Annotated in this window: 20 protein-coding genes and 1 pseudogene; 13 read left to right on the forward strand and 8 right to left on the reverse strand. The window is 65.5% G+C overall.

Annotation, left to right across the window (positions count from 1 at the left end; translation table 11 throughout):
* Positions 1-48 precede the first annotated feature (48 nt).
* The 8 genes from ACY5J6_RS03220 (at position 49) to gcvPB (ending at position 9,097) form a co-directional block, all read left to right on the forward strand.
* Positions 49-399 carry an iron-sulfur cluster assembly protein gene (locus tag ACY5J6_RS03220; RefSeq protein WP_054638126.1) on the forward strand — a complete coding sequence of 117 codons (351 nt, stop codon included), beginning with the start codon at positions 49-51 and terminating at the stop codon, positions 397-399.
* Positions 400-450: 51 nt separating this feature from the next.
* Positions 451-2,181 (forward strand): NAD-dependent malic enzyme, encoded by a 1,731-nt coding sequence (locus tag ACY5J6_RS03225; protein WP_462845921.1) that lies wholly within the window; start codon positions 451-453, stop codon positions 2,179-2,181.
* A 4-nt stretch (positions 2,182-2,185) separates the two neighbouring features.
* Positions 2,186-3,067 (forward strand): nuclease, encoded by an 882-nt coding sequence (locus tag ACY5J6_RS03230; protein ID WP_462845922.1) that lies wholly within the window; start codon positions 2,186-2,188, stop codon positions 3,065-3,067.
* A complete protein-coding gene (locus ACY5J6_RS03235) occupies positions 3,064-4,788 on the forward strand; it encodes an ATP-binding protein (RefSeq protein WP_462845923.1) in 1,725 nt (574 codons plus the stop codon). The genes ACY5J6_RS03230 and ACY5J6_RS03235 overlap by 4 nt, the downstream gene beginning before the upstream one ends.
* A gap of 20 nt (positions 4,789-4,808) precedes the next feature.
* A complete protein-coding gene (gene gcvT / locus ACY5J6_RS03240; RefSeq protein WP_462845924.1) occupies positions 4,809-5,858 on the forward strand; it encodes a glycine cleavage system aminomethyltransferase GcvT in 1,050 nt (349 codons plus the stop codon).
* An 18-nt stretch (positions 5,859-5,876) separates the two neighbouring features.
* Entirely contained in the window at positions 5,877-6,263 is a 387-nt protein-coding gene (gene gcvH / locus ACY5J6_RS03245; RefSeq protein ID WP_347241293.1) for a glycine cleavage system protein GcvH, read from the forward strand.
* A gap of 96 nt (positions 6,264-6,359) precedes the next feature.
* Positions 6,360-7,676: an aminomethyl-transferring glycine dehydrogenase subunit GcvPA gene (gene gcvPA, locus ACY5J6_RS03250; RefSeq protein ID WP_462845925.1), complete on the forward strand. Its 1,317-nt coding sequence runs from the start codon at positions 6,360-6,362 to the stop codon at positions 7,674-7,676.
* Positions 7,673-9,097: an aminomethyl-transferring glycine dehydrogenase subunit GcvPB gene (gcvPB, locus tag ACY5J6_RS03255; RefSeq protein WP_462845926.1), complete on the forward strand. Its 1,425-nt coding sequence runs from the start codon at positions 7,673-7,675 to the stop codon at positions 9,095-9,097. The genes gcvPA and gcvPB overlap by 4 nt, the downstream gene beginning before the upstream one ends.
* A 48-nt stretch (positions 9,098-9,145) precedes the next feature.
* Here the strand turns inward: gcvPB and ribF are convergent, their stop codons facing one another.
* The 3 genes from ribF to ACY5J6_RS03270 form a co-directional block, all read right to left on the reverse strand.
* Positions 9,146-10,030, reverse strand: coding sequence for a riboflavin biosynthesis protein RibF (ribF, locus tag ACY5J6_RS03260; RefSeq protein ID WP_462845927.1), 885 nt, complete (start codon positions 10,028-10,030; stop codon positions 9,146-9,148).
* Positions 10,008-10,496, reverse strand: coding sequence for an ADP-ribose pyrophosphatase Ndx4 (ndx4, locus tag ACY5J6_RS03265; protein ID WP_462845928.1), 489 nt, complete (start codon positions 10,494-10,496; stop codon positions 10,008-10,010). The genes ribF and ndx4 overlap by 23 nt, the downstream gene beginning before the upstream one ends.
* A gap of 84 nt (positions 10,497-10,580) precedes the next feature.
* Complete coding sequence (locus ACY5J6_RS03270) at positions 10,581-11,696, reverse strand: hypothetical protein (protein ID WP_462845929.1); 1,116 nt, start codon at positions 11,694-11,696, stop codon at positions 10,581-10,583.
* A gap of 240 nt (positions 11,697-11,936) precedes the next feature.
* On the opposite strand from ACY5J6_RS03270, the gene ACY5J6_RS03275 reads away from it, so the two are divergent.
* Positions 11,937-12,446 (forward strand): 2'-5' RNA ligase family protein, encoded by a 510-nt coding sequence (locus tag ACY5J6_RS03275; protein ID WP_462845930.1) that lies wholly within the window; start codon positions 11,937-11,939, stop codon positions 12,444-12,446.
* On the opposite strand, the gene ACY5J6_RS03280 is transcribed toward ACY5J6_RS03275, so the two are convergent.
* From ACY5J6_RS03280 to ACY5J6_RS03300, 5 genes are all read right to left on the reverse strand, one after another.
* Positions 12,430-12,702, reverse strand: a complete 273-nt coding sequence (locus tag ACY5J6_RS03280) for an EamA family transporter (RefSeq protein ID WP_462846486.1) — start codon at positions 12,700-12,702, stop codon at positions 12,430-12,432. The two genes, ACY5J6_RS03275 and ACY5J6_RS03280, sit on opposite strands and share 17 nt — an antisense overlap.
* Positions 12,703-12,726: 24 nt before the next feature.
* Positions 12,727-12,984, reverse strand: a complete 258-nt coding sequence (locus ACY5J6_RS03285) for a hypothetical protein (protein ID WP_462845931.1) — start codon at positions 12,982-12,984, stop codon at positions 12,727-12,729.
* A 38-nt stretch (positions 12,985-13,022) separates the two neighbouring features.
* Positions 13,023-13,358, reverse strand: a complete 336-nt coding sequence (locus ACY5J6_RS03290) for a hypothetical protein (protein WP_462845932.1) — start codon at positions 13,356-13,358, stop codon at positions 13,023-13,025.
* Positions 13,359-13,642: 284 nt separating this feature from the next.
* Entirely contained in the window at positions 13,643-14,923 is a 1,281-nt protein-coding gene (gene rpoD, locus ACY5J6_RS03295; RefSeq protein ID WP_462846487.1) for an RNA polymerase sigma factor RpoD, read from the reverse strand.
* 44 nt (positions 14,924-14,967) lie between these two features.
* Positions 14,968-16,113 carry a methyltransferase gene (locus ACY5J6_RS03300; protein ID WP_462845933.1) on the reverse strand — a complete coding sequence of 382 codons (1,146 nt, stop codon included), beginning with the start codon at positions 16,111-16,113 and terminating at the stop codon, positions 14,968-14,970.
* A 16-nt stretch (positions 16,114-16,129) separates the two neighbouring features.
* On the opposite strand from ACY5J6_RS03300, the gene ACY5J6_RS03305 reads away from it, so the two are divergent.
* The 4 genes and pseudogenes from ACY5J6_RS03305 to ACY5J6_RS03320 form a co-directional block, all read left to right on the forward strand.
* Complete coding sequence (locus ACY5J6_RS03305) at positions 16,130-17,464, forward strand: hypothetical protein (protein ID WP_462845934.1); 1,335 nt, start codon at positions 16,130-16,132, stop codon at positions 17,462-17,464.
* Between the two features lie 708 nt (positions 17,465-18,172).
* Entirely contained in the window at positions 18,173-18,394 is a 222-nt protein-coding gene (locus ACY5J6_RS03310) for a hypothetical protein (protein WP_462844538.1), read from the forward strand.
* A gap of 549 nt (positions 18,395-18,943) precedes the next feature.
* Positions 18,944-20,101, forward strand: a complete 1,158-nt coding sequence (locus ACY5J6_RS03315; protein ID WP_462844881.1) for an IS256-like element ISTth5 family transposase — start codon at positions 18,944-18,946, stop codon at positions 20,099-20,101.
* A 96-nt stretch (positions 20,102-20,197) separates the two neighbouring features.
* Positions 20,198-20,683 (forward strand): annotated as a pseudogene (locus tag ACY5J6_RS03320) (hypothetical protein); the annotation flags it as partial.
* Between the last annotated feature and the right edge of the window lie 738 nt (positions 20,684-21,421).

Raw genomic sequence — 21,421 nt, forward strand, 5'->3', positions numbered from 1 at the left:
TGGGCGGGAGGGGGGCGGGGCCCGGGGCCTTTGGCTATACTTGGGGGCATGGACGAGGTGCGAAAGGAGGAAGCGGCCCCGGCGTTGCCCACCAAGGAGCAGGTCCTCGAGGCCCTGAAGGTGGTCTACGACCCCGAGATCCCGGTGAACATCGTGGACCTGGGCCTGGTCTACGACGTGGAGGTCCACGAGAACGGCGTGGTGGACATCACCATGACCCTCACCGCCATCGGCTGCCCGGCCCAGGACGTGGTGAAGGCCGACGCCGAGATGGCCGTGATGCGCCTGCCCGGGGTACAGGGGGTGAACGTGGAGTTCGTCTGGACCCCGCCCTGGACCCCCGCCAAGATGACCGAGGAGGGCAAGCGCATGATGCGCATGTTCGGCTTCAACGTGTAGGGGGTCGTTTTTCCCCTGGCGCCCTCCCTTGGGCCGTGGGAGAATAGGCCCATGCCGGTTAGCCGCTATTACGACGTCAAGCGGGACGAGAAGGGCGAGCGCTACCTGGAACCCTACGTCACGGGGTTTTTGCTCCTTAGGCTTCCCCTCCTCAACAAGGGCACGGCCTTCACCGAGGAGGAGCGCCGGGCCCTAGGCTTAGAAGGCCTTCTCCCTCCCCACGTCAACACCCTGGAGGAGCAGAAGGAAAGGGTCTACCGCCGCTACCGCCTCCAGACCTCCCCTCTGGAAAAGCACATTTACCTGCGCCACCTGCAGGACCGGAACGAGGTCCTCTTCTACGCCCTCTTGGTGGACCACCTAGAGGAGATGCTCCCCATCCTCTACACCCCCACGGTGGGGGAGGCGGTGCGGGAGTTCTCCCACATCTACCGCTATCCCCGGGGTTTCACCGCCAGCACCCGGAACATCGACCGCATAGAGGAGGCCCTCCAGAACGTGCCCCTGGAGGAGGTGCGCCTCATCGTGGCCACGGACTCCTCGGCCATCCTGGGGATCGGCGACCAGGGCTACGGGGGGATGGCCATCAGCATCGGCAAGCTCACCCTGTACACCGCCGTGGGCGGGGTGGGCCCCGACAAGACCCTCCCCGTGGAGCTGGACGTGGGCACCGACCGGGAGGACCTCCTCAAGGACCCCCTCTACCTTGGGGTGCGGCACAAGCGCCTTAAGGGGGAGGCCTACTACCGCTTCCTGGACCGCTTCGTGGAGGCGGTGAAGCGGCGCTACCCCAAGGTCCTCATCCAGTGGGAGGATTTCTCCAAGGAGGCGGCCTTCAACGTCTTGGAGCGCTACCGCAAGGTGGTTCCCTCCTTCAACGACGACATCCAGGGCACGGGGGCGGTGGCCCTGGCCGGGGTCCTTTCCGCCTGCCGCCTGAAGGGGGAGAGGCTTTCGGAGCAGGTGGTGGTGGTCTACGGGGCGGGGGCCGGGGGGATCGGGGTGGCCTGGGCCCTGGTGGAGGGGATGAGGCGGGAGGGCCTCTCCGAGGAGGAGGCCAGGGCCCGGGTCCTCGTCCTGGACTCCAAGGGGCTTTTGGTGGAGGGTCGGCCCATGGAGGACTACAAAAAGCCCTACGCCCAGAAGCCCGGGCGCCTCGAGGGCTGGCGCTTCGCGGGAGCCTACCCCAACCTTCTAGAGACCGTGGAGAACGCCCGGGCCACGGTGCTCCTGGGCCTTTCCGGCCAGGGGGGGAGCTTCACCGAGCCCGTGGTGCGGGCCATGCTGGAAAACGCTCCCCGCCCGGTGATCTTTCCCCTCTCCAACCCCACCTCGGCCACGGAGGCCCTTCCCGACGACCTCGTCTACTGGACGGAAGGCCAAGCCCTGGTGGCCGCTGGAAGCCCCTTCCCCCCGGTGGGCTTCAAGGGGCGGACCATTCCCGTCGGCCAGGGGAACAACGCCTTCGTCTTCCCCGGGCTTGGCCTGGGGGCGGTGCTCGCCCGGGCCCGGGAGGTGACGGACGGGATGGTCCTCGAGGCCGCCTACGCCCTTTACGACTACACCGCCATGCACTTCCCCGACCTCCTTTACCCCCCTGTGGCCCGCATGCGGGAGGTCTCCCCCTACGTGGCCGCCCGGGTCATGCAGAAGGCCCTGGAGGAGGGGGTGGCGGAGGAGGAAAGGATCCAGGGCCTCTCCTTCAAGGGCCTCTTGGAGTTCGTGCGGAGCCGCTTCTGGGAGCCCAGGTACCTGCCCTACCGCCCGGCCCCGGTAATCTAGGGGCATGGCCTGGCGCCTCTTGAGCCTCGAGCCCGCCCGCTTCCAGGAGGACCCCCCCTCTTCCCCGGAGCCCCAGACCTTCCACCCCCTGGAGGAGCCCTGGGAGGCCAAGGGGGGAAGGAAGGTCCCCTGGCCCGAGCGCCTCTACTTCGTGGACGGGAAGGAACGGGCCGAGGCCCTGGTGGGCCAGGGCCCCCGCCTGGCCCTTTTGGGTTGCGTGGCCGCCGGGGTGGTGGTGCGGAAGGGGGGGAGGGTGGACCTGGGGGAGGTCCGGGTCCGCCGCGTGGGGGTGGGGCTGGAGGAGGTCCTCGGCGTGGGGGAGCTCCTCTACGAGCCCGTGCCGGCCTTGGGGGAGGGCCTGGAAGGGCTCCAGGCGGGGCTTAGGGCGGCTCGGGAGGCCCTGGAGCGGGAGGTGGCCCAGGGGCTTAAGGGGGGGCTTCTCGTGGTGGACGGCCCCGTGCGCCTCTTCCGGGAAGGACCCCTCCTCGGCTACATCAAGACCCACTGGGTCCGCTACCTGCCCAAGGAGCGGGAGGCCCTCCTCGAGGCCTTAGCCCCGGGGGAGCGCACCCCCGCCTTCCGCGTCCACCGGAAGGGGCTGGAGCTCGCAAGCTGGTATGTGCGCCTGCCTCTGCCCCCGGAGGGGCTCCGCCCCCCCTTGGCGGGGCTTTTGCGGGTGGAGACGCCCCTTTCCGGCCCTTTCCTGGAGCTTGCCGACCTCTCCTTGGGGCTTTTCCCTGCCTTGGCCTCCCACCCGGTGAAGGACCCCAGGGCCCCCCAGAACCTTCTGCCCGTGGGGGGGCTGGAGCGGGAGCTTTCCCGCAGGATGGGCAGGCCCGAGGTGGTGGGCCGCGTGCTGGCGAGGTACTTGGGAGGTGGAAGGTGAAGCGCATCGGCGTGGTCTTGGGAAGGCGGGAAGCCACCCCCCTGGAGTTCTGGGTGGGGGTGGAGGGAGAGGGGCTTTTGCGCCTGGACGACCTGGTGGTGGTGGAGGGCTTCCACCCCCAGGTGGGCCGGGTGCGCTACTTCGGCATGGTGGACCACGTGGCCAAGGTCCACGAGGGGGAGGGCTTTGACACCGACACCTTCCTCGCGGTGGAGGGAAAGATCCCCGTGAGCCTGGCCTACGTGGCCCACGTGAGCGTGACCCGCATCCTCCCCGAAGAGTTCTTCCCCCCTGACCCGGGCTCCCCGGTGTACCTGGCCCAGGGAGAGGACCTGGAGCTGGCCCTCTACTACGAGGCCATGCGAAACCAGAGGGGCAGCACCAAGCTCCCCGCAGGGCTTTTAAAAAACGGGGAGGTGGCCTACCTCAACCTGGAGTTCCTAAACGGGGTCAAGGGCGGGCACGTGAACATCTCCGGCATCAGCGGGATAGCGGCCAAGACCAGCTACGCCACCTTTCTCCTCAAAAGCCTTCTGGAAAGCGGGGTCCTGGAGGACGCCCACCAGGCCAAGGTCCTCCTCTTCAACGTCAAGGGGGAGGACCTCTTCTTCCTGGATAAGCCCAACGCCCGCCTCACCGAGGAGGCGCGAAAGGTCTACGGGAGGCTCGGCCTCCCCGCCACCCCTTTCCAGAGCGTCGCCTTCCTGGCCCCGCCCAGGAAGGACGGATACGTGCCCGACCTGGAGACCCGCCTCGAGGGGGTCAAGGCCTACCACTGGGACCTGGTCCAGTTCTGCCAAAGGGGGCTCCTCCCCTTCCTTTTCGCCGACCGGGGCCTCATGACCAACCTGGGGTTTCTGGTCCAGCACCTCACGGAGAAGCTCCGGCGCCTCGCCGAGGGGCAGAAGGGCCCCCACCTCCTGGTGGAGGACTGGCCGGGGGGGGAGCTTCCCGAGGGGATGGGCTTTGACCAGCTGGGGAAGGTCCGCCTCAAGAGCTTCTCCGACCTGGTGCGCTACCTGGAGCACAAGCTCCTGGGCCCCGAGACCGGGGAGGGGGAAGGGGATAGGACCTGGACCGCCCGCCAGGCCAAGGGGACCCTGGAGGCCTTCGTCCGGCGCCTGCGCTCCAGCGTGGAGAACGTGGGCCACCTCGTCCGTGGCGACCGCTTGGGAACCCCTCCGGACCCCTTGCGCGGGGAACAGGTCCACGTGGTGGACCTGGCGAAGCTTTCCCCCCAGGCGCAGATGTTCGTGGTGGGAAGCCTCCTCAAGGACCTCTTTGAGAAGAAGGAACGGGGCCAGTACCGGGGAAAGGTCTTCATCGTCCTGGACGAGCTCAACAAGTACGCTCCCCGGGAAGAGGAAAGCCCCATCAAGGACGTCCTTTTGGACATCGCCGAAAGGGGGCGCTCCTTGGGGGTCATCCTCATCGGGGCCCAGCAGACGGCCAGCGAGGTGGAGCGCCGGGTGGTGGCCAACGCCGCCATCCGGGTGGTGGGCCGCCTGGACGCCGCCGAGGCGGAGCGCCCCGAGTACCGCTACCTTCCCACCTCCTTCCGCCAACGGGCCCTCATGCTCCCCCAGGGGGCGGTGATCCTCCACCAGCCCGAGATCCCCGTTCCCCTCCTGGTCCACTTCCCCTTCCCCGCCTGGGCCACCAAGCGGGAGGAGGTCCTGGAGGACAACTCCGCCGAGGCCCTTAGGCGGGAGCTTTTTTGAAGGGGTAGGATGGGCTTGCCATGAAGGAGACCCCTCTTTACCGGGCCCACCTGCGCCACGGGGGGCGTATGGTGGACTTCGCCGGCTACCTCCTTCCCCTCCAGTACACCTCCATCGTGGAAGAGCACCTGGCCGTGCGCCGGGCGGCCGGGGTTTTTGACGTGAGCCACATGGGGGAGTTTTTGGTCCGGGGGGAGGAGGCTTTGGCCTTCCTCCAGTGGGCCACGGCCAACGACGCAGGCAAGCTCAAGGTGGGAAGGGCCCAGTACTCCATGCTCCCGAACCCAAGGGGCGGGTTGGTGGACGATATCTACCTCTACCGCCTGGGAGAAGGGGAGTACCTCGTGGTGGTGAACGCCGCCAACATCGCCAAGGACCTCGCCCACCTCCAGGCCTTGGCCCAGGGGTTCAAGGTGGAGCTCCTGGACGTTTCCGAAAGGACCGCCCTCCTCGCCCTCCAGGGCCCCAAGGCGGCCGCCCTCCTCCAGGGGCTTACCGATCAGGACCTTTCCCAGAAGCGGAAGAACGACGTGTTTTCCGCCCGGGTGGCGGGCCGGCCTGCCCGCCTCGCCCGCACGGGGTACACGGGGGAGGACGGGTTTGAGCTTTTCCTGGCCCCGGAGGACGCCGAAGCCGTCTTTGAGGCCCTCCTCGAGGCGGGGGCGAGGCCTTGTGGCCTTGGGGCCCGGGACACCTTGCGGCTCGAGGCGGGCTTCCCCCTCTACGGCCACGAGCTCACCGAGGAGACCAACCCCCTCTGCACCCCCTGGGCCTGGGTGGTGAAGAAGGAGAAGGACTTCCTGGGCAAGGAGGCCATGCTCTCCCAGACCTGCCGGGAGAGGCTCGTGGGCCTGGTGCTGGAGACGGGCATCCCCCGGGAGGGCTATAGGGTGCTTTCCGGGGAGCGCCCCGTGGGCCGGGTGACCAGCGGGGGGTACTCGCCCTTGCTGCAGAAGGGCATCGCCCTGGCCTACGTGGAGGAGGGGGCGGAGGGGCCCTTGCTGGTGGAGGTCCGGGGCCGGGCGGTCCCCGCCCTCCTTAGCCCCCTCCCCTTTGTGCCGCTAAAATAGCGGGGGTTAGGAGGCGCTATGGACATACCCAAGGACCGCTTTTATACCAAGACCCACGAGTGGGCCCTGCCCGAAGGGGACACGGTGCTCGTCGGCATCACCGACTACGCCCAAGACGCCCTCGGCGACGTGGTCTACGTGGAGCTACCCGAGGTGGGCCGGGCGGTGGAGCAGGGGGAGGCGGTGGCGGTGGTGGAAAGCGTGAAGACCGCCTCCGACATCTACGCCCCCGTGGCCGGGGAGGTGGTGGAGGTGAACCCTGCCCTGGAGAAGAACCCCGAGCTCATCAACCAGGACCCTTACGGGGAGGGCTGGATCTTCCGCCTCAAGCCCCGGAACATGGCCGACCTGGACGGGCTTCTGGACGCAGGAGGCTACCAGGCGGCCCTGGAAGCCGAGGCATGAGGCCCGAGGGCCCGAGCCTCGCCCCCGCCTTGGGGCGGGAGGGCCCTCTGTAGCCCCGGGGCAAATGGCCCTGGGGTTTTGCCTAAGGATGGAAGCATGGACTACACGCCCCACACGGAGGAAGAGATCCGGGAGATGCTCAGGCGGGTGGGGGCGGAGCGCTTGGAGGACCTTTTCGCCCACCTGCCCAAGGAGGTCCTGAACCCCCCCATAGACCTTCCCGAGCCCCTGCCCGAGTGGAAGGTTCTGGAGGAGCTGAGGCGCCTCGCCGCCCAAAACCTTCCCGCCCACAAGGCCTTCCTGGGGGGCGGGGTGAGGAGCCACCACGTCCCCCCTGTGGTCCAGGCCCTGGCCTCTAGGGGCGAGTTCCTCACCGCCTACACCCCCTACCAGCCCGAGGTGAGCCAGGGGGTCCTGCAGGCCACCTTTGAGTACCAGACCATGATCGCCGAGCTCACGGGGCTGGAGATCGCCAACGCCTCCATGTACGACGGGGCCACGGCCCTGGCCGAGGGGGTCCTCCTCGCCCTCAGGGAGACGGGGAGGATGGGGGTTTTGGTCTCCCAGGGGGTCCACCCCGAGTACCGCGCGGTGCTTCGGGCCTACCTCGAGGCCGTGGGGGCCAAGCTTTTGACCCTCCCCCTGGAAGGGGGGAGGACCCCCCTCCCTGAGGTGGGGGAGGAGGTGGGGGCGGTGGTGGTCCAGAACCCCAACTTCCTGGGGGCCCTGGAGGACCTTGGGCCCTTCGCCCAGGCCGCCCACGGCGCGGGGGCCCTCCTCGTGGCCGTGGCCGACCCCCTCTCCTTGGGGGTGCTCAAGCCCCCGGGGGCCTATGGGGCGGACATCGCCGTGGGGGACGGGCAGGTTCTCGGCCTCCCCATGGGCTTCGGCGGCCCCCACTTCGGCTTTCTCGCCACCAAAAAGGCCTTCGTGCGCCAGCTTCCGGGAAGGCTCGTCTCCGAGACCGTGGACGTGGAGGGAAGGCGGGGCTTCATCCTCACCCTCCAGGCCCGGGAGCAGTACATCCGCAGGGCCAAGGCCAAGAGCAACATCACCACCAACGCCCAGCTCACCGCCCTCATGGGGGCCATGTACCTCGCGGCCTTGGGGCCTGAGGGGCTTAGGGAGGTGGCCCTGAAGAGCGTGGAGATGGCCCATAAGCTTCACGCCCTCCTCCTGGAGGTCCCGGGGGTCAAGCCCTTCACCCCCAAGCCCTTCTTCAACGAGTTCGCCCTGGCCCTTCCCAAGGAACCGGAGGCAGTGCGGCAGGCCTTGGCGAAGCGGGGCTTCCACGGGGCCACCCCGGTGCCCAGGGAGTACGGGGAGAACCTCGCCCTCTTCGCCGCCACCGAGCTCCACGAGGAGGAGGACCTCCTGGCCTTCCGGGAGGCCCTTAGGGAGGTTTTGGCATGAGCTTTCCCCTGATCTTTGAACGGAGCCGGAAGGGAAGGCGCGGCCTCAGGCTGGTGAAGGCGGCGCCCAAGGCGGAGGACCTGATCCCCAAGGAACACCTGCGGGAGGTCCCGCCCCGCCTCCCCGAGGTGGACGAGCTCACCCTGGTGCGCCACTACACCGGGCTTTCCCGCCGCCAGGTGGGGGTGGACACCACCTTCTACCCCTTGGGCTCCTGCACCATGAAGTACAACCCCAAGCTCCACGAGGAGGCGGCGCAGCTCTTTGCCGACCTCCACCCCTACCAGGACCCGAGGACGGCCCAGGGGGCCTTGCGGCTCATGTGGGAGCTCGGGGAGTACCTCAAGGCCCTCACGGGCATGGACGCCATCACCTTAGAGCCCGCCGCCGGGGCCCACGGGGAGCTCACGGGGATCCTGATCATCCGCGCCTACCACGAGGACCGGGGGGAGGGAAAGACGAGGCGGGTGGTCCTGGTCCCCGACTCGGCCCACGGTTCCAACCCCGCCACCGCCAGCATGGCGGGCTACCAGGTGCGGGAGATCCCCTCGGGGCCTGAGGGGGAGGTGGACCTCGAGGCCCTAAAGCGCGAGCTCGGCCCCCACGTGGCCGCCCTCATGCTCACGAACCCCAACACCCTGGGCCTCTTTGAACGGCGCATCCTGGAGATCTCCCGGCTCTGCAAGGAGGCGGGGGTGCAGCTCTACTACGACGGGGCCAACCTGAACGCCATCATGGGCTGGGCGAGGCCCGGCGACATGGGCTTTGACGTGGTCCACCTGAACCTCCACAAGACCTTCACCGTGCCCCACGGCGGGGGCGGGCCCGGCTCGGGCCCCGTGGGGGTGAAGGCCCACCTCGCCCCCTACCTCCCCGTGCCCTTGGTGGCCAAGGGGGAGGAGGGCTTCTACCTGGACTTTGACCTCCCCAAGAGCATCGGCCGGGTGCGGAGCTTCTACGGGAACTTCCTGGCCTTGGTGCGGGCCTGGGCCTACATCCGCACCCTGGGGCTTCCGGGGTTTAAGAAGGCCGCGGCCCTCGCCGTCCTCAACGCCCGCTACCTGAAGGAGCTCCTCAAGGAGAAGGGCTACCGGGTGCCCTACGACGGGCCCTCCATGCACGAGTTCGTGGCCCAGCCCCCCCAGGGCTTCCGCGCCCTGGACCTCGCCAAGGGGCTTTTGGAGCTCGGCTTCCATCCCCCCACGGTCTACTTCCCTCTGATCGTCAAGGAGGCCCTCATGGTGGAGCCCACGGAGACCGAGGCCAAGGAGACCCTCGAGGCCTTCGCCGAGGCCATGGGGGAGCTTTTAAAAAAGCCCAAGGAGTGGCTGGAAAACGCCCCCTACTCCACCCCGGTCCGCCGCCTGGACGAGCTTCGCGCCAACAAGCACCCCAAGCTCACCCACTTTGACGAGGGCTAAACCCCTTGCCGGGGCCCCCATGCCGGCTTGGGCCGGTATGGGGTGGGCCTAAAGCCCGAAGTAGGCCCGGGCCGCCTCCACGTCCCGGGCGATCTGCTCCTTTAGGGCCTCGAGGGAGGGGAAACGCCTCTCCTCCCGGAGGCGCTTGAGGAAGCGCACCCGCGCTTCCTCCCCGTAAAGCTCCCCGACGAAGCCCAAAAGGTGCACCTCTAAACGCCGTTCCTCCCCTCCCAGGGTGGGCCTCGTGCCCACGTTGGCCACCCCCTTGTAGCGCCCGAAGGCCCCTTCGGCCTCCACGGCGAAGACCCCGGGAGGAAGGACCTTCAAGGGGTGGACGGCGAGGTTGGCCGTGGGGAAGCCAAGCCGCCTTCCCATCTTGTCCCCCTCCACCACCACCCCGTAGGCCCCGTAGGGGCGGCCCAGGAGGTGGCGGGCTTCCTCCACCCGCCCTTCTTGCAGAAGGGTGCGAATGCGGCTGCTCTTCACCGCCTCCCCCCCGAGGCTTAGAAGGGGAACGACCCGGGTGGGGGCTACCCTCTCCAAGGCCTCCGGGCCCCCCGCCCGGCCCCGGCCGAAGCGGAAGTCCTCCCCCACGTAGATCCGGCTCGCCCCTAAGGCCCTTAGGTCCTCCAGAAAGGCCTCGGGGGGCCTCCTGGCGAACTCCTCGTTGAAGGGCACGGCCAGGATGAGCTCCACCCCCACCTCCTTTAGGGCCTCCACCTTCTCGGTGAGGTCCATGAGGAACCCTTCCCCCCGGGTGAAGACCTTGGTGGGGGGGTCAAAGGTGTAGACGAGGAGGGGCTCCTTTAGGGCCTTAGCCTCGGCGAGGGCCTGGCGCAGGAGGAACCGGTGGCCCAGGTGGACCCCGTCAAAGGAGCCCACGGCCACCACCTTGGGGCCTTTGGGGACGTCAGCGACCTCGGAGAAAAGCATGGTAATAGAGGACCCCCACGAGCCCCGTGGCCGAGAACTCCACCTCCCCCCGCTGGTGACGCTCTAAGGCCTCTTCTGGGCGCATCCAGAGCACTTCTATGGCCTCGTCCTCGTCGGGGTGAGCCTCCACCTCCTTGAGGTTTTCCGCGAGAAAGACGTGGGTCTTCTCGTCGGTGAAGCCGGGGGAGACGAAGTAGCTGAAGAGGTAGGTGAGGTCCCCGCTAAGGCCCGTTTCCTCGGCGAGCTCCCTCCTCGCCGCCTCCAAGGGGTCCTCCCCGGGTTCTATGAGCCCCGCCGGGATCTCCAAGGGGGCGAGGCCCACCGCGGGGCGCATCTGGCGCACGAAGAGCATCCGGCTCTCCTTTAGGGCGATGACGGCCACGGCCGGCTTGTGCTCCACGATCTCGTAGCGGCCTTCCAGGGCCAGGTTGAGGATCCGGCCCCGGTAGAGGTAGGTGCGTTCCACGCCCCCATGTTATCCCCAGCCGGGTGCGGGGAGCGGCGCGAAAACCCCCGGGGCGGGGTGGCCCCGGGGGCCTTTCCGCTTCCTTTACTGAAGCGCGTTCAAGGTGGCCAGGAGGACCTGGCGGGTGTAGGTGGGGTTGTGAACGCCCTTGGAGCCGTCGTTCTGGATCAGGAGGTAGTTCCAGGCGGCCCGCACCACGGGGTCTTTGGTGGGGAAGACGGGCTGGCCCTTCTCGTCCTTGATGTCCGCAAGCTGGCTGTAAAGCTCGGTGCCGTCGGTGAGGGTCATCTTAAAGGCGATCTGCCCGGCGATGGAGAGGATCTCCACCCGATAGACGGGCGCCTTCACCGGGGTGTTGGGGGTGAACTGGCCGTTCTGCGGGTTGTAGGCCCGCACCGTCTTGATCCGGTCCCGCACCGCCAGCACCCGGGCGTTCGCCTTAGCCCGCACCAGGGAGAGGAGGTGTTCGGTGTTCTCCTGGACCATCTCCTGGGTGTATTTGGCCCCGTGGCAGGAGGCGCAGAGGTTTTCCGGCGCCTTGAAGGTGTGGCTGGTGTACTCGCCGGTGCCCGCCAGGCTCATGTGGCAGGTGGAGCAGGCGTTCCCGGTGAAGAAGGCGTGGGGGTTGGGCCACTCCTTGGTGTCGTCCACGAAGAAGGCGTTCTTGCCCAGGATCACGTCCCCTTGGCTCGAGGCGTGGGGGTAGGTGTAGCGCCCGGGGTCCTCGGCGTTCCAGGTGATGCGGCCGTTGCGGGAGTTGTGGCAGGTGATGCACAGGGCGGCGTTGCCCACGGCGGTGGCCTTGAAGCCGGAGGGGAGCATGGGGGTATCGTGGACCAGACGCAGGTCCCCGTCCTCGTCGTGGCAGGTCTGGCAGGTGATGGGCTTCACCTGGGCCTGGGTGAGGCCCAGGCTCCTCAGGTACTCCACGGTGGCGGGCTTGCCGTCAGGGCCCACCAGGTTGCCCGGGTTTCCCTTCTTCAGCTGATCCAGCCAGGCCAGAAAGCCCTGCTGGCTGTGGCAGCGGGCGCAGTGGGCGGCGGCTTCCCCTCGAGCCTCCACGGTGGCCACCGAGAGGGTCTTTTCTCCCATGATCCCGTTGTTGTGGGCGCTTTGTTCCCACTCCTTCTGGATGGCCTCCTTGCTGGAAAAGGCCACCATGAGGCTTAGGGCCAGGAGGGCCAAAAGAGCCTTTTTCATACGGGCCACCTCCTTACAAGGCCACTTCACACCCCTATGACCGCTTGTGTCAGTAAAATGTCCCGTGGGCTGCTTCTATATAAAGTCCGTCCGCTGCTTTCACAACGGCGTGGAGGATTTTGGGCGGTCCCGCCCCAGGAAAGGGCTTTGACCTAGGGTTTCCGGTGGCCGTGGCCACGGGTGGGCGGCCGACAAAAAGATAAGGATCGTTCTAAAATAGATTCCAGGTATACTGGCGGCGTGTACGGGGTTTTGGTCTGGCCTCCCGAGGACCTGCGGGTCTTTTTAGAAGGCTTGCAGGCCCAGCATGGGGTGAAGGGCTTCGGCCCGCCCCACCTCAACCTCCGCCAACCCTTTGAATGGCCTTACGAGGAGGAGGCCTTGCGGATCGCCGTGGCGGGGATTCTCCGAGGGCACCCCCCCTTTCGGGTCCGCCTCGGCCGGTGGGGGTACTTTCCCCAGGGAGTGGTGTACCTGAGGGCCTACGGGGGGGGAGCTTTCGCCCGGCTTTACCACGCCCTCGAGCCCCTGGCCCCTCCCCTTAAGGAGATAGAGGGCCCCAGCTACCTGCCCCACCTCACCCTGGCCCTGGGGGTGGGGGAGGAGGAGGCCAGGCGCCTTCTGGAGCTTTTGCCCCCGCCTCCCCGGGGTTCCTTTCTGGTAAAGGAGGCCGCCTTGGTCAAGAGCGACGAGGAAGGGGACCTGGTGGAGGTGGCCCGCTTTCCCTTGGGGCCTAGCCCAGGGCGATGAGGGCCATGGCCAGAGGGCTCAGGCCCACCCCGAGAATCCGTCCCTGGGAAAGCCTTTCCTGCAGCACGAACCAGGCCAGGAGGACCGTGAAGAGGGGGTAGAAGGAGGAGAGGACCGCCGCCACGTCCAGCCGCCCGGCCTGGGCGGCGAGGAGGAAGAAGAGGTTTCCCCCGGCGTCCCCCAGGCCCGCCAGGGGGACCCAAGGGGCCTCGAGCCTTCCAGGCCAGGGCTTGGCCCTGAGGGCGGCGGGGAGGATGAGGAGGAGGGCGGTGAGCTTGGCCTAGGCGGCGGGGTAGAAGAGCCCCTCCACCCGGTCCATAAGGGCATAGAACCCGCCGAAGCCAAGGCCCGCCAGGAGAGCCAGGGCCAGGTTTCCCGGAGGGGCCCGGCCCTCGGGGCGGGAGACGAGCCAGACCGCCCAAAGGCCGAGTCCCATGCCCAGGGCGGGGAAGGGGCCCGGCCACCCCTCGAGGAAACCCCCCAGAACCACGGGGAGCGCCGCCCCTACCACCCCCGCTACTGGGGCGGCGAGGCCCATCTTCCCTTGGGCCAGGGCCCGGTAGAAGGCGAGGAGGCCTAAGTGCCCGCACCTTGGTTTCGCAACATGGGTTGCCCGAAATAAGGCTCGGCAGGGCTCTTTTGGGGCCCCCGCTCTGGCGCAAGCCAGAGCGGGGTACTTAATGCCCCGGAGGCCCCACCCAAAAGGGCGAAGGGGAGATCCCGCCCTTTGGGCGTTTCCCCGAAGGCCAGGGCCAGGAGGAGGAAGAGGAGAAGGCCGATGCCGGAGACCCAAAGGACCACCGCCTGGGGGTGGGCCCGGCGGGAGGCCATGCCGCCGCCGAAGTCCCCGGCCCCCCAGGTGAGGGCGGAGAGGAGGCCGAAGCTTAGGGTGAGGAGGAGGCTTGCGTCCATGCCAGCACCCACCTAAAGGAGCGCCCGCCCCAGGGCCAGAGCGGGCGAGGTTAAGGAAGGCTCATACCCCTTTGGGTGCATCCTTTGTCCAAGCCCAGGCGTGGAGGCTTCCACCGGGGCCCCCAAAGAGCCTTCTCCCATCCCTGGTTCGGGCACCTGGCGCAAGCCACCATGGGATGGCATTAAGTACCCCACCGCGGCTTTCGCCGCGGCGGGGACCCCAAAAAAGCCCTCTCCTAGCCTTATCTCGGGCATCCTATGTCGCGAAACCAAAGTGCGGGCACTTAGTCTAGGAAATCCCGGAGCTTCCGTGTGCGGGACTCGTGGTACTTGAGCTTCCGGAGAGCCTTGTTCTCGATCTGCCGGATCCTTTCCCGGGTCACGCCGAAGTAGGCCCCCACCTCCTCCAGGGTGTGCTCCCGCCCGTCGATGAGCCCTTTCCGGAGCTTCAGGACCATGGCCTCCCGTTCGGAGAGTTTGGAGAGGGCCTTTTCCAGCTCTTCGGCGAGGAGGCTCTGGGCGGCGGCCTCCACGGGGGAGGGCAGGTTCTCGTCGGGGATGAAGTCCCCGTAGAAGCTGTCCTTCTCGTCGCCGATGGGGGTTTCCAGGGAAACGGGCTCCTGGGCGATCTTGAGGGTTTCCTCCACCCGCTTGGCGTCCCAGCCCGGCCCCATGGCCTCGGCGATCTCCTCGTAGGTGGGCTCCCGGCCCAGCTCCTGCTGTAGCTGGCGTGCGGTGCGGGAGAGCTTGTTGATGGTCTCCACCATGTGCACCGGGATGCGGATGGTGCGGGCCTGGTCGGCGATGGCCCGGTTGATGGCCTGCCGGATCCACCAGGTGGCGTAGGTGGAGAACTTGAAGCGCCGCTTGTACTCAAACTTCTCCACGGCCCGGATGAGGCCCTGGTTGCCCTCCTGGATAAGGTCCAGGAAGGAGAGCCCCCGGCCCGTGTACTTCTTGGCGATGGAGACCACGAGCCGGAGGTTGGCCTCGATGAGGTGTTGCCTCGCCGCTTCTCCCTCCCGGGCGATGTGCAGGTAGCGCTTGAGCTCCTTGGGGAGGCTTTTGAGCTTCTGGTCCACCTCCTCTATGGTCTTGGGGTCCAGCCGCTCCTTCAGGCCCGGGATTTGCTGGATGCGGGCCGCGCCCAGGATCTTGGCCCGGACCACCTCCCGGATGAGGTCGGCGTCCATCCCCGTGGCCTCGGAGAGCTTCTTGATGGCCTCCATCCCCTCCTCCACCTTCCTGGCCAGCTCGATCTCCTCCTCCAGGGTGAGGAGGGGCACCTGGCCGATCTCGTGCAGGTACTGGCGCACGGGGTCGGAGGTGGACACCTTGGGGAGGGCCAGCTCCTCCTCTTCCTCAAAGAGCCCCTCTCCCTCCCCCGCAAGAAGCTCGTCCGCTTCCAGGTCCAAGGGGTCTTCCAGGGCCAGGTCCCCTTCGGCCTCCAAGAGCTCGGGGTCGGGTTCGGGGAGGTCGGCTAGGTCCGCATCTCCGAGCCCTAAAGCCTCTGGGGCTTCGGCCTCGAGGGCCTCCCCTGACGGGGAAGCGGTAGGCTCCGCCACCGGTTCCTGGGTCTTGGTCTCGGCTTTGCTCTTCTTCTTGGCCTTCAAGGCTCTCCTCCCTCCTTCGTGGCGAAAAGCACCTTGTACTCCCTCACCAGGGTCGGCGAGGCGATCCTCAGGGTCTTGAAGTTACCGAAGCGCGCCTCCAGCAGGGGCTCGTACTTGAGAAAGGGGTTAGCCACCAGAAAAAACCCACCGCCCGGTTTTAACCGGGCCGCCGCCGCTTCCACGAAGGCTTGGGCCACATCCAGGATGACCGCGCCCCCCACGTGAAAGGGGGGGTTCGTCACTATGATGTCAAACCGCGCCCCTTCCGTCAAGGCCTCGTCCACGTCCGAGTGGAGGACCGAGGCCCGGAGCCCGTTGGCCCTAAGGCTTTCCTCCAAGGAAAGCACCGAGCCCCAGTCGTCCTCCACCGCCGTAACCTCTCCTCCCAGGTGGGCGAGGGGCAGGGTGAGGGCTCCATAGCCCGCTCCCAGGTCCAAGACGCTTCTCCCCTTTAGGTCTCCCACCTCCCCCTTCAGGGCCTCGAGGAGGAGGAGGGAGGCGGGGTCCACCTTGCCCGCCGAGAAGACCCCGGGGAGGTGGCGGAAGGTGAACTCCCGGTCCAGAAGGCGGGCCTTAAAGGTGTGCCAGAGGGGAGGAAGGGGCGGGGCCTCCTTCTCCTTCTCCAGGAGGGCCACCCGGTAGGGGCCTTCCCGCCGCACCACCTCCCCGTAGCCGAGGAGCCTTCGGGCCTCCTTGAAGTAGCGCTCAAACCCCTTGTTCTTGTCCCCCGCCAGGTAGGCCCGGCCCCCTATCCTTAGGGCGCGGGCAGCGGCCACGAGGCTGGCCTCCACATAGCGGCTTCCCCGCCCCGCAGGGAGGGCCAGGACCACCAGGTCGTAGGCCCCTTCCTCGGCTTCCCAGGGAAGGGCCAGGCGGGCTTTGAGGCTGCTTGCCAGGAGGCAGCGGAGGGCCGCCCGGGAGGTTTCCAGGCGCTCCACCTCCATGCTGCCTTCCAGGGGAAGGCTTCCCCACCCCACCCCGGGGTTGAGGTCCAGGGCCCTCCTTCCGAAGGGGGCCACGCTCTTCTGGAGGAGCCCATACACCGGGTCCCGGAAGCCTTTAGCCCCCGGCTTCACGTAAAGCACCCCCCCGGGCCGGGGCAGGGGGGTGAGGCGGTGGTACTCCGCTAGGGTCAGGCCCACGCCCTTCCAGACTATTATGCCTTTGATGAGCCGGGTATTAGGGCATGGGCTAGATACGCTGGTGGTTAACTTTTACTGGGCTGAGGGTGCGTATCAGTTGCCCGAGGGCTTCTCCGAGAAGCTTGATTTGCTCAAGGATCAGTTCAGGCTTAACCCGGAAGAGGCCATCTTCTGGGGTATTGACGCTTATTTGCCCATTCCTAACCCGGCGTTGGAAGGTGTTCTGTATGAGGCGTGCTTGGTCCGCCCCACGCGTCATTATCCCTGGCAACTCTCCTTCGGGGCTAACGCCCTCTTGATTAGCCTCTCGGCGGTCAAGGAGTCTACTCAGCGGCGTGGCTTCCCGGCGGTGCGGGTGGAGTTCACCGGGCGCTTCATGATGTATGCCCGGCGTGATGCTCAGGCTGTGGTCTCGTGGCTCTTGGAGGCCCTGCAAAATCTGACGGGCTCACGTCCTCAGCGGGTGCAGGTTTCCCGTGCTGACCTTTTTGTGGACGTGGAGGTTGAGCCTGGCGCTTTCTGCATTGAGGATGTGGGCCGCTTCACGTCTAGGGCTCGGGTTCGCGGTCTCTACTCCCTGGGCGGGGAGGCGGCGGGCTCCGCCCCCGCCCCCGCCCAGGAAGGGGGGCCCATGAGTAACACGCCCCCCGCTACCTCGGTGAGGGTCCCTCCCTCCTGGGAGGAGGGTCCTGAGCGGGTGGCGGTATACCTGCGTGGTCGTGAGTGGTCTGGTTTTACCTTCGGTCGTGGTCCCCTCATGGCTCGGGTCTACTCCAAGACCCTAGAGGCGAAGGTCAAGCCTTTGACGGCCACACTTCTGAAGGCGTATGAGGAGGCTCATGGTCCCATCACTGGGGAGGTTGTGCGGGTGGAGTTCCAAATGACCCCAGAAGTCCTTTCGGAGATGGTAGTTCCTGGTGATGGTTCTGATGTTCGGGATTGGGACACGTTTCTGTGGGCCGTGCCCTCTATTTGGGCTTATCTGACTCGGTACTGGTTGGTGTTGCGGGCTAAGGACCACGGCTATACCCGCATGCGTGATGCTCCTGTGGACCCTCTTTGGGTTCTCGTTCAGGAAGCCTTTCAGGAAGGGGGTGAGACTCCTGTAGTGAGGGAAAAGCGGCTGGGCGCGGTGGATGTGGTGGCGCTTGCTAAGCAAGCGTTAGGCGCGTTCATGACGGCTAAGGTTGTAGCTGGCATTTCGGCTTCCTTTCAGGCCGTCTGGCGGGCGTTCTTCCGCCACTTGGGTGTGGAGGATGGCTGGTTGATTTACAAGCAGGCTGAGGCTAGGAAGTTGGCTAAGTTCGGTCTGATGCCTGATGCGTACAGGTACGGGGGTGTTCCGGCATGAGGCAAGTCCTGGTTCTTGGTGTCTCGGAGTTCACTCGGAAGGATGGCACTAAGGGTGCTCGGGTGGTGGTTGCTTCTACTCCCCGCAACCCTAACGCTCGGGGTCTAGCGGCGGCGGAGCTTGAAGCTCTCCCTGAGGTTGTTGACTCCTTCAAGGTCTTGCCCGCGTTGTACCGCCTCGAGGTGGATATCCCTGTGGCGAATGGGTTTGGTGGGCGTGCTAATGAGGTTCGCCCTGTTGTCGTGGGTGCTCAGTTCATTTCTGAGCTTGTTCCTGCTCGTAAGGAGGTGAAGCAGTCTTGATTCTGGACTCCGCCTATCTCCATGAGGTTCTGAAGGCTCTTGCCTTTGCCCTCGGGCTGATAGGCGGGCTCCTCCTGGGCGGTGATTGGTAATGAGTCCTGAAGTGTGGTTTGGTTGGGTTCTCGGTTTCACCGTGGTCCCCTACTCCCTCTTGGCGGCCTGGAAATACATGGGCCATCTATACCGGGGGTTCTGATGTGGCAGTGCGCTAAGTGCGGCCTTCTCTACACCTTTGCGCCCCCTGGTGCCTGCGTGATTTGTGGGGGTGATGTGTGGATTACCGTGAGGTTTTCGAGGCCTTCTGGTGGGGACTTGGGGCCGGTTTGGTTGCCTCGTTTCTCCGCAATATTCTCCGGCGACTCTAGGGACAATCGGGGCATGAGCCCCGTGGTGGTCCAGAAAGGAGGTGAGTTTCGTGCTTAGGCGGTATCTGCCCTTTGGCCTTACCCTCCTGGCTCTTGCTCTGGCTCAGGCTGAGGGTGGCGACATCTCCTTTGATGCTAGTGCCATTGCCACCAGGGTTCTCAGCTACCTGGGTGTTATTGTGGGTGCTGGTGTCCTGGTGCTCGGCACTACCATCGGCGTTGCGGCTGCGTGGCGCTACGCTAAGCGTTACCTGAAGGGGTAGTCCCATGCCTCGGGCCCTCCTGCTCCTAGTGGTGCTTGCCCTCCTGGGGGTGGGAGGGCCCTCCTCATATGCTCAATCTCATTTCAAGGACGCTATCAAGAGGGCAGTTCAGGGGAGTACCCTTGAAGAGGTTATAGCTTGGTCCGATGCTCAGTTTGCTAAGAAGGCCGCTGTAGGTCGCTACGTGCGTTGGGGCGGTACCATTATTCTGGGTGCTGCTCTGGTCTATACTGCCCTAGACTGGTTTTATAATGAGATGAGGTCCCAGACTGGCACGCCCTTGGATGACCTTTATCGTCCGTTGGACCGCATAGGTTATGTTGCGAATTCCTTTTCGTGTTCGCTCCGGGGTAACTATGTCGATGGGTATTGGTATTGTCCAAACTGTGCTCATCAGTGGGGTCGGTATTACTCCGATTTTAGTTGTCAGAATCTTGCTTCTATAGCTCAGTACTGGTTGCAAGAGGCGCCTGTTTGGTAGCGTTGCGAATCTTGTGTAAGCCCGCCTAAGCGAAAGGGGGTACCTGTGAGGGAGACAGGAGGTACCCCATGCACGACTTTAGCATTGACCGGAGCTGGCTGGATGAAGTCGTCAGGGAAGCCGTCAAGCAAGCGCTGGAAACGGTGATGGAGTTGGAACGCGAGGTTTTCCTAGCGGAGTGGGGCGGAAAGAAGAACGGGTACTACGAGCGTGGCTTGGTCACCAAACACGGTCCGGTGCGCCTGCGGGTGCCCAGGGAGCGGGATGGCCGCTTCCACACCGCTCTGTTCGCTCCCTACCGACGCCGGATGGAAGACCTTGAGGCTTTTGCCCTGGCCATGTACGCCGCCGGCATCTCCACGCGAAAGGTGGGCGAGGTCCTTGGGTATCTGCTGGGTGGGACCTACAGCGCCAGCACCATCAGTCGCATTGCAGAGGGAGTGCTACCCAGGCTGGAGGCTTTCAGGAAGCGCCCTCTTAAGCCGCGCTACGCCTTCGTCTACCTGGACGCTTTATTCGTCAAGGTGTTCCAGGAAAACGAAGGTGTAGCCACCGAGGCCGCCTACCTGGCCCTGGGCATCACCGAGGAAGGTTACCGGGAAGTTCTTGGATTTTGGCTTTTGCCCACGGAGTCAAGCACGGGCTGGGGCGACCTGCTCCTTGAGCTCAAGGAGCGAGGGCTCGAAGAGGTGCTGCTTTTCATCACCGATGAACTGCCGGGAGTCGAGACTGCGATCAAGCGCGTCTACCCCAGAGCCCACTGGCAGCTCTGCACCGTGCACAAGCTGCGTTCCACCCTGCGGCGGGTGCGCAGGAAGGATCAGGATGCGGTGCTTCGGGACCTCTCGTCCATCGTCCGGGCGTCCGATCGGAACGAAGCCTTAAAGGCGCTGAATAGCTTCAGGGGTCGCTGGGCCGATAAGTACCCTCAGGTGGTGGCAAGTTGGATTCAGCACTCTGCGGCTTTGCTGCGCTTCTTCGACTACCCTAAGGCTCTGCAGCCGGTGATCAAGAGCACCAACCTGCTTGAGCGAATGATCAAGGAGGTTAAGCGGACCACCAAGACCCGGGACAACACCTTTCCCACGCCCGACGCCGTACTCAAGCTGATCTACTTCGTGGCCGAGCGATACGAGGCGCAGTTTCAGACGAGAAAGCTCCGGGGCTTCCAGCAGGCAGAGGATGAGATCCGTGCTATCTTCAATCTCAGATACCCCCAGGCTTAGGTGGGGGCGTACACAAAATTCGGGACACTACCGCCTGTTTGGTTTGCGTATCGTTTTTCTAACTTTGACCCTTCGGCTTATGATTGGCGCTTGCAGATGCTTTCTGATGGCTTCCGCATAGATATTTACCCGAAGCGTCGTACTCTCCAAGAGATACTTCAATCTTCTCCCGAGGCTCGGCAGGCTTTGAGGGACCAGGTGGTGGCTCCCTACATTGAGGCTCACCCTATAGGCAGTCCCGCTAACCCTTACCCTGGCGTTCAGCTTCAGCCTGTCCCTAACCCTAATCAGTGGACCGATAACCCCTTTACCCGCCCTGATATTGATACTGATGGGGACGGTTGGCCTGACCCTGTGGAGTGGCGTGAGGCCAATAGGCGGGGTGTCCCCTGGCCTGACCTAATCAATAACCCCGAGGCGTATCCTGACCCTGACGCTGACCCTGATGAAGATGGGTTTCCTAACTGGCAGGAGATTCAGGTAGGTACTGACCCCTATGATGCCTCTTCTCGTCCGTCTCCTCGTTCCCCTGTCGATCCGTGGGTGGATACCGATGGAGATGGATACCCCGATAGGCAGGAGATTGCCGAGGGGACTGACCCTAATGATGCTTCTAGCCACCCTGACCCTGCTACTACTCCTCCTGAGCAAAAGCCCGAGGAACAGCCTGATTCTTGGCCTGGTGGCCCTCCTCCTGGGCGCATTGCTCCTGTTCAGTTGCCTGAGATTGAGGTTCCCGAGCGTGAGCGCCTTCCTGAGTGGGATAGGCAGAATCCCATTGCTGAGGCGTGGAAGGAAGAAGTTCTCCAAAGGGTTGAGCAGAAGTTGGGGCAGATACGGGATGTTCTCTCTGACCGTTTCCCCTTTGCTCTGGTTCTTCGGGTAGGTCCCCGTGTTCAAACCGAGTCGTCCCCGTGCGCATTCCAGGCTAATCTGGAAGGCATAGGTGTTCTCAATGTGGACATTTGTTCCACTCCGGTCTGGCAGATGATGGCCGGGTTCCGCCCCGTTCTGGCGGCGGGCCTCTGGCTCGCCGTGGCCTTCGCCCTCCTCCGGAGGTCCCTGGATGTGCAGAAGTGAAAGCCTTCACGAGCCATTCTTCCCGCGCCCGTCCCCGCTTCCGGGGTTTGGGGGCGGGCCGGGGCCCCGTCAAGGGCCTTGGCCCCGGAGGGCCGCCCCGTCCCATCGCGCACGTTTTCCGCACGGCGAGAGGACGGGTTTGCACATGCGAGAGGGGCGGCCCGGAGGGGTGCGAAGCACCCTTGACGGGGTGGCCCGCCCCCTACAATGTCTGTGCGGGATGGGCGCGGGAAGGTGGGG

This window comes from Thermus sp. H19.2 (genome assembly GCF_054979525.1).

Coding starts and splice junctions, on each gene's coding strand:
- ACY5J6_RS03220 (WP_054638126.1), top strand. CDS start 49: ATGGACGAGGTGCGAAAGGAGGAAGCGGCCCCGGCGTTGCCCACCAAG.
- ACY5J6_RS03225 (WP_462845921.1), top strand. CDS start 451: ATGCCGGTTAGCCGCTATTACGACGTCAAGCGGGACGAGAAGGGCGAG.
- ACY5J6_RS03230 (WP_462845922.1), top strand. CDS start 2,186: ATGGCCTGGCGCCTCTTGAGCCTCGAGCCCGCCCGCTTCCAGGAGGAC.
- gcvT (WP_462845924.1), top strand. CDS start 4,809: ATGAAGGAGACCCCTCTTTACCGGGCCCACCTGCGCCACGGGGGGCGT.
- gcvH (WP_347241293.1), top strand. CDS start 5,877: ATGGACATACCCAAGGACCGCTTTTATACCAAGACCCACGAGTGGGCC.
- gcvPA (WP_462845925.1), top strand. CDS start 6,360: ATGGACTACACGCCCCACACGGAGGAAGAGATCCGGGAGATGCTCAGG.
- gcvPB (WP_462845926.1), top strand. CDS start 7,673: ATGAGCTTTCCCCTGATCTTTGAACGGAGCCGGAAGGGAAGGCGCGGC.
- ribF (WP_462845927.1), bottom strand. CDS start 10,030: ATGCTTTTCTCCGAGGTCGCTGACGTCCCCAAAGGCCCCAAGGTGGTG.
- ACY5J6_RS03270 (WP_462845929.1), bottom strand. CDS start 11,696: ATGAAAAAGGCTCTTTTGGCCCTCCTGGCCCTAAGCCTCATGGTGGCC.
- ACY5J6_RS03285 (WP_462845931.1), bottom strand. CDS start 12,984: ATGGGCCTCGCCGCCCCAGTAGCGGGGGTGGTAGGGGCGGCGCTCCCC.
- ACY5J6_RS03290 (WP_462845932.1), bottom strand. CDS start 13,358: ATGGACGCAAGCCTCCTCCTCACCCTAAGCTTCGGCCTCCTCTCCGCC.
- ACY5J6_RS03305 (WP_462845934.1), top strand. CDS start 16,130: ATGCCTTTGATGAGCCGGGTATTAGGGCATGGGCTAGATACGCTGGTG.
- ACY5J6_RS03315 (WP_462844881.1), top strand. CDS start 18,944: ATGCACGACTTTAGCATTGACCGGAGCTGGCTGGATGAAGTCGTCAGG.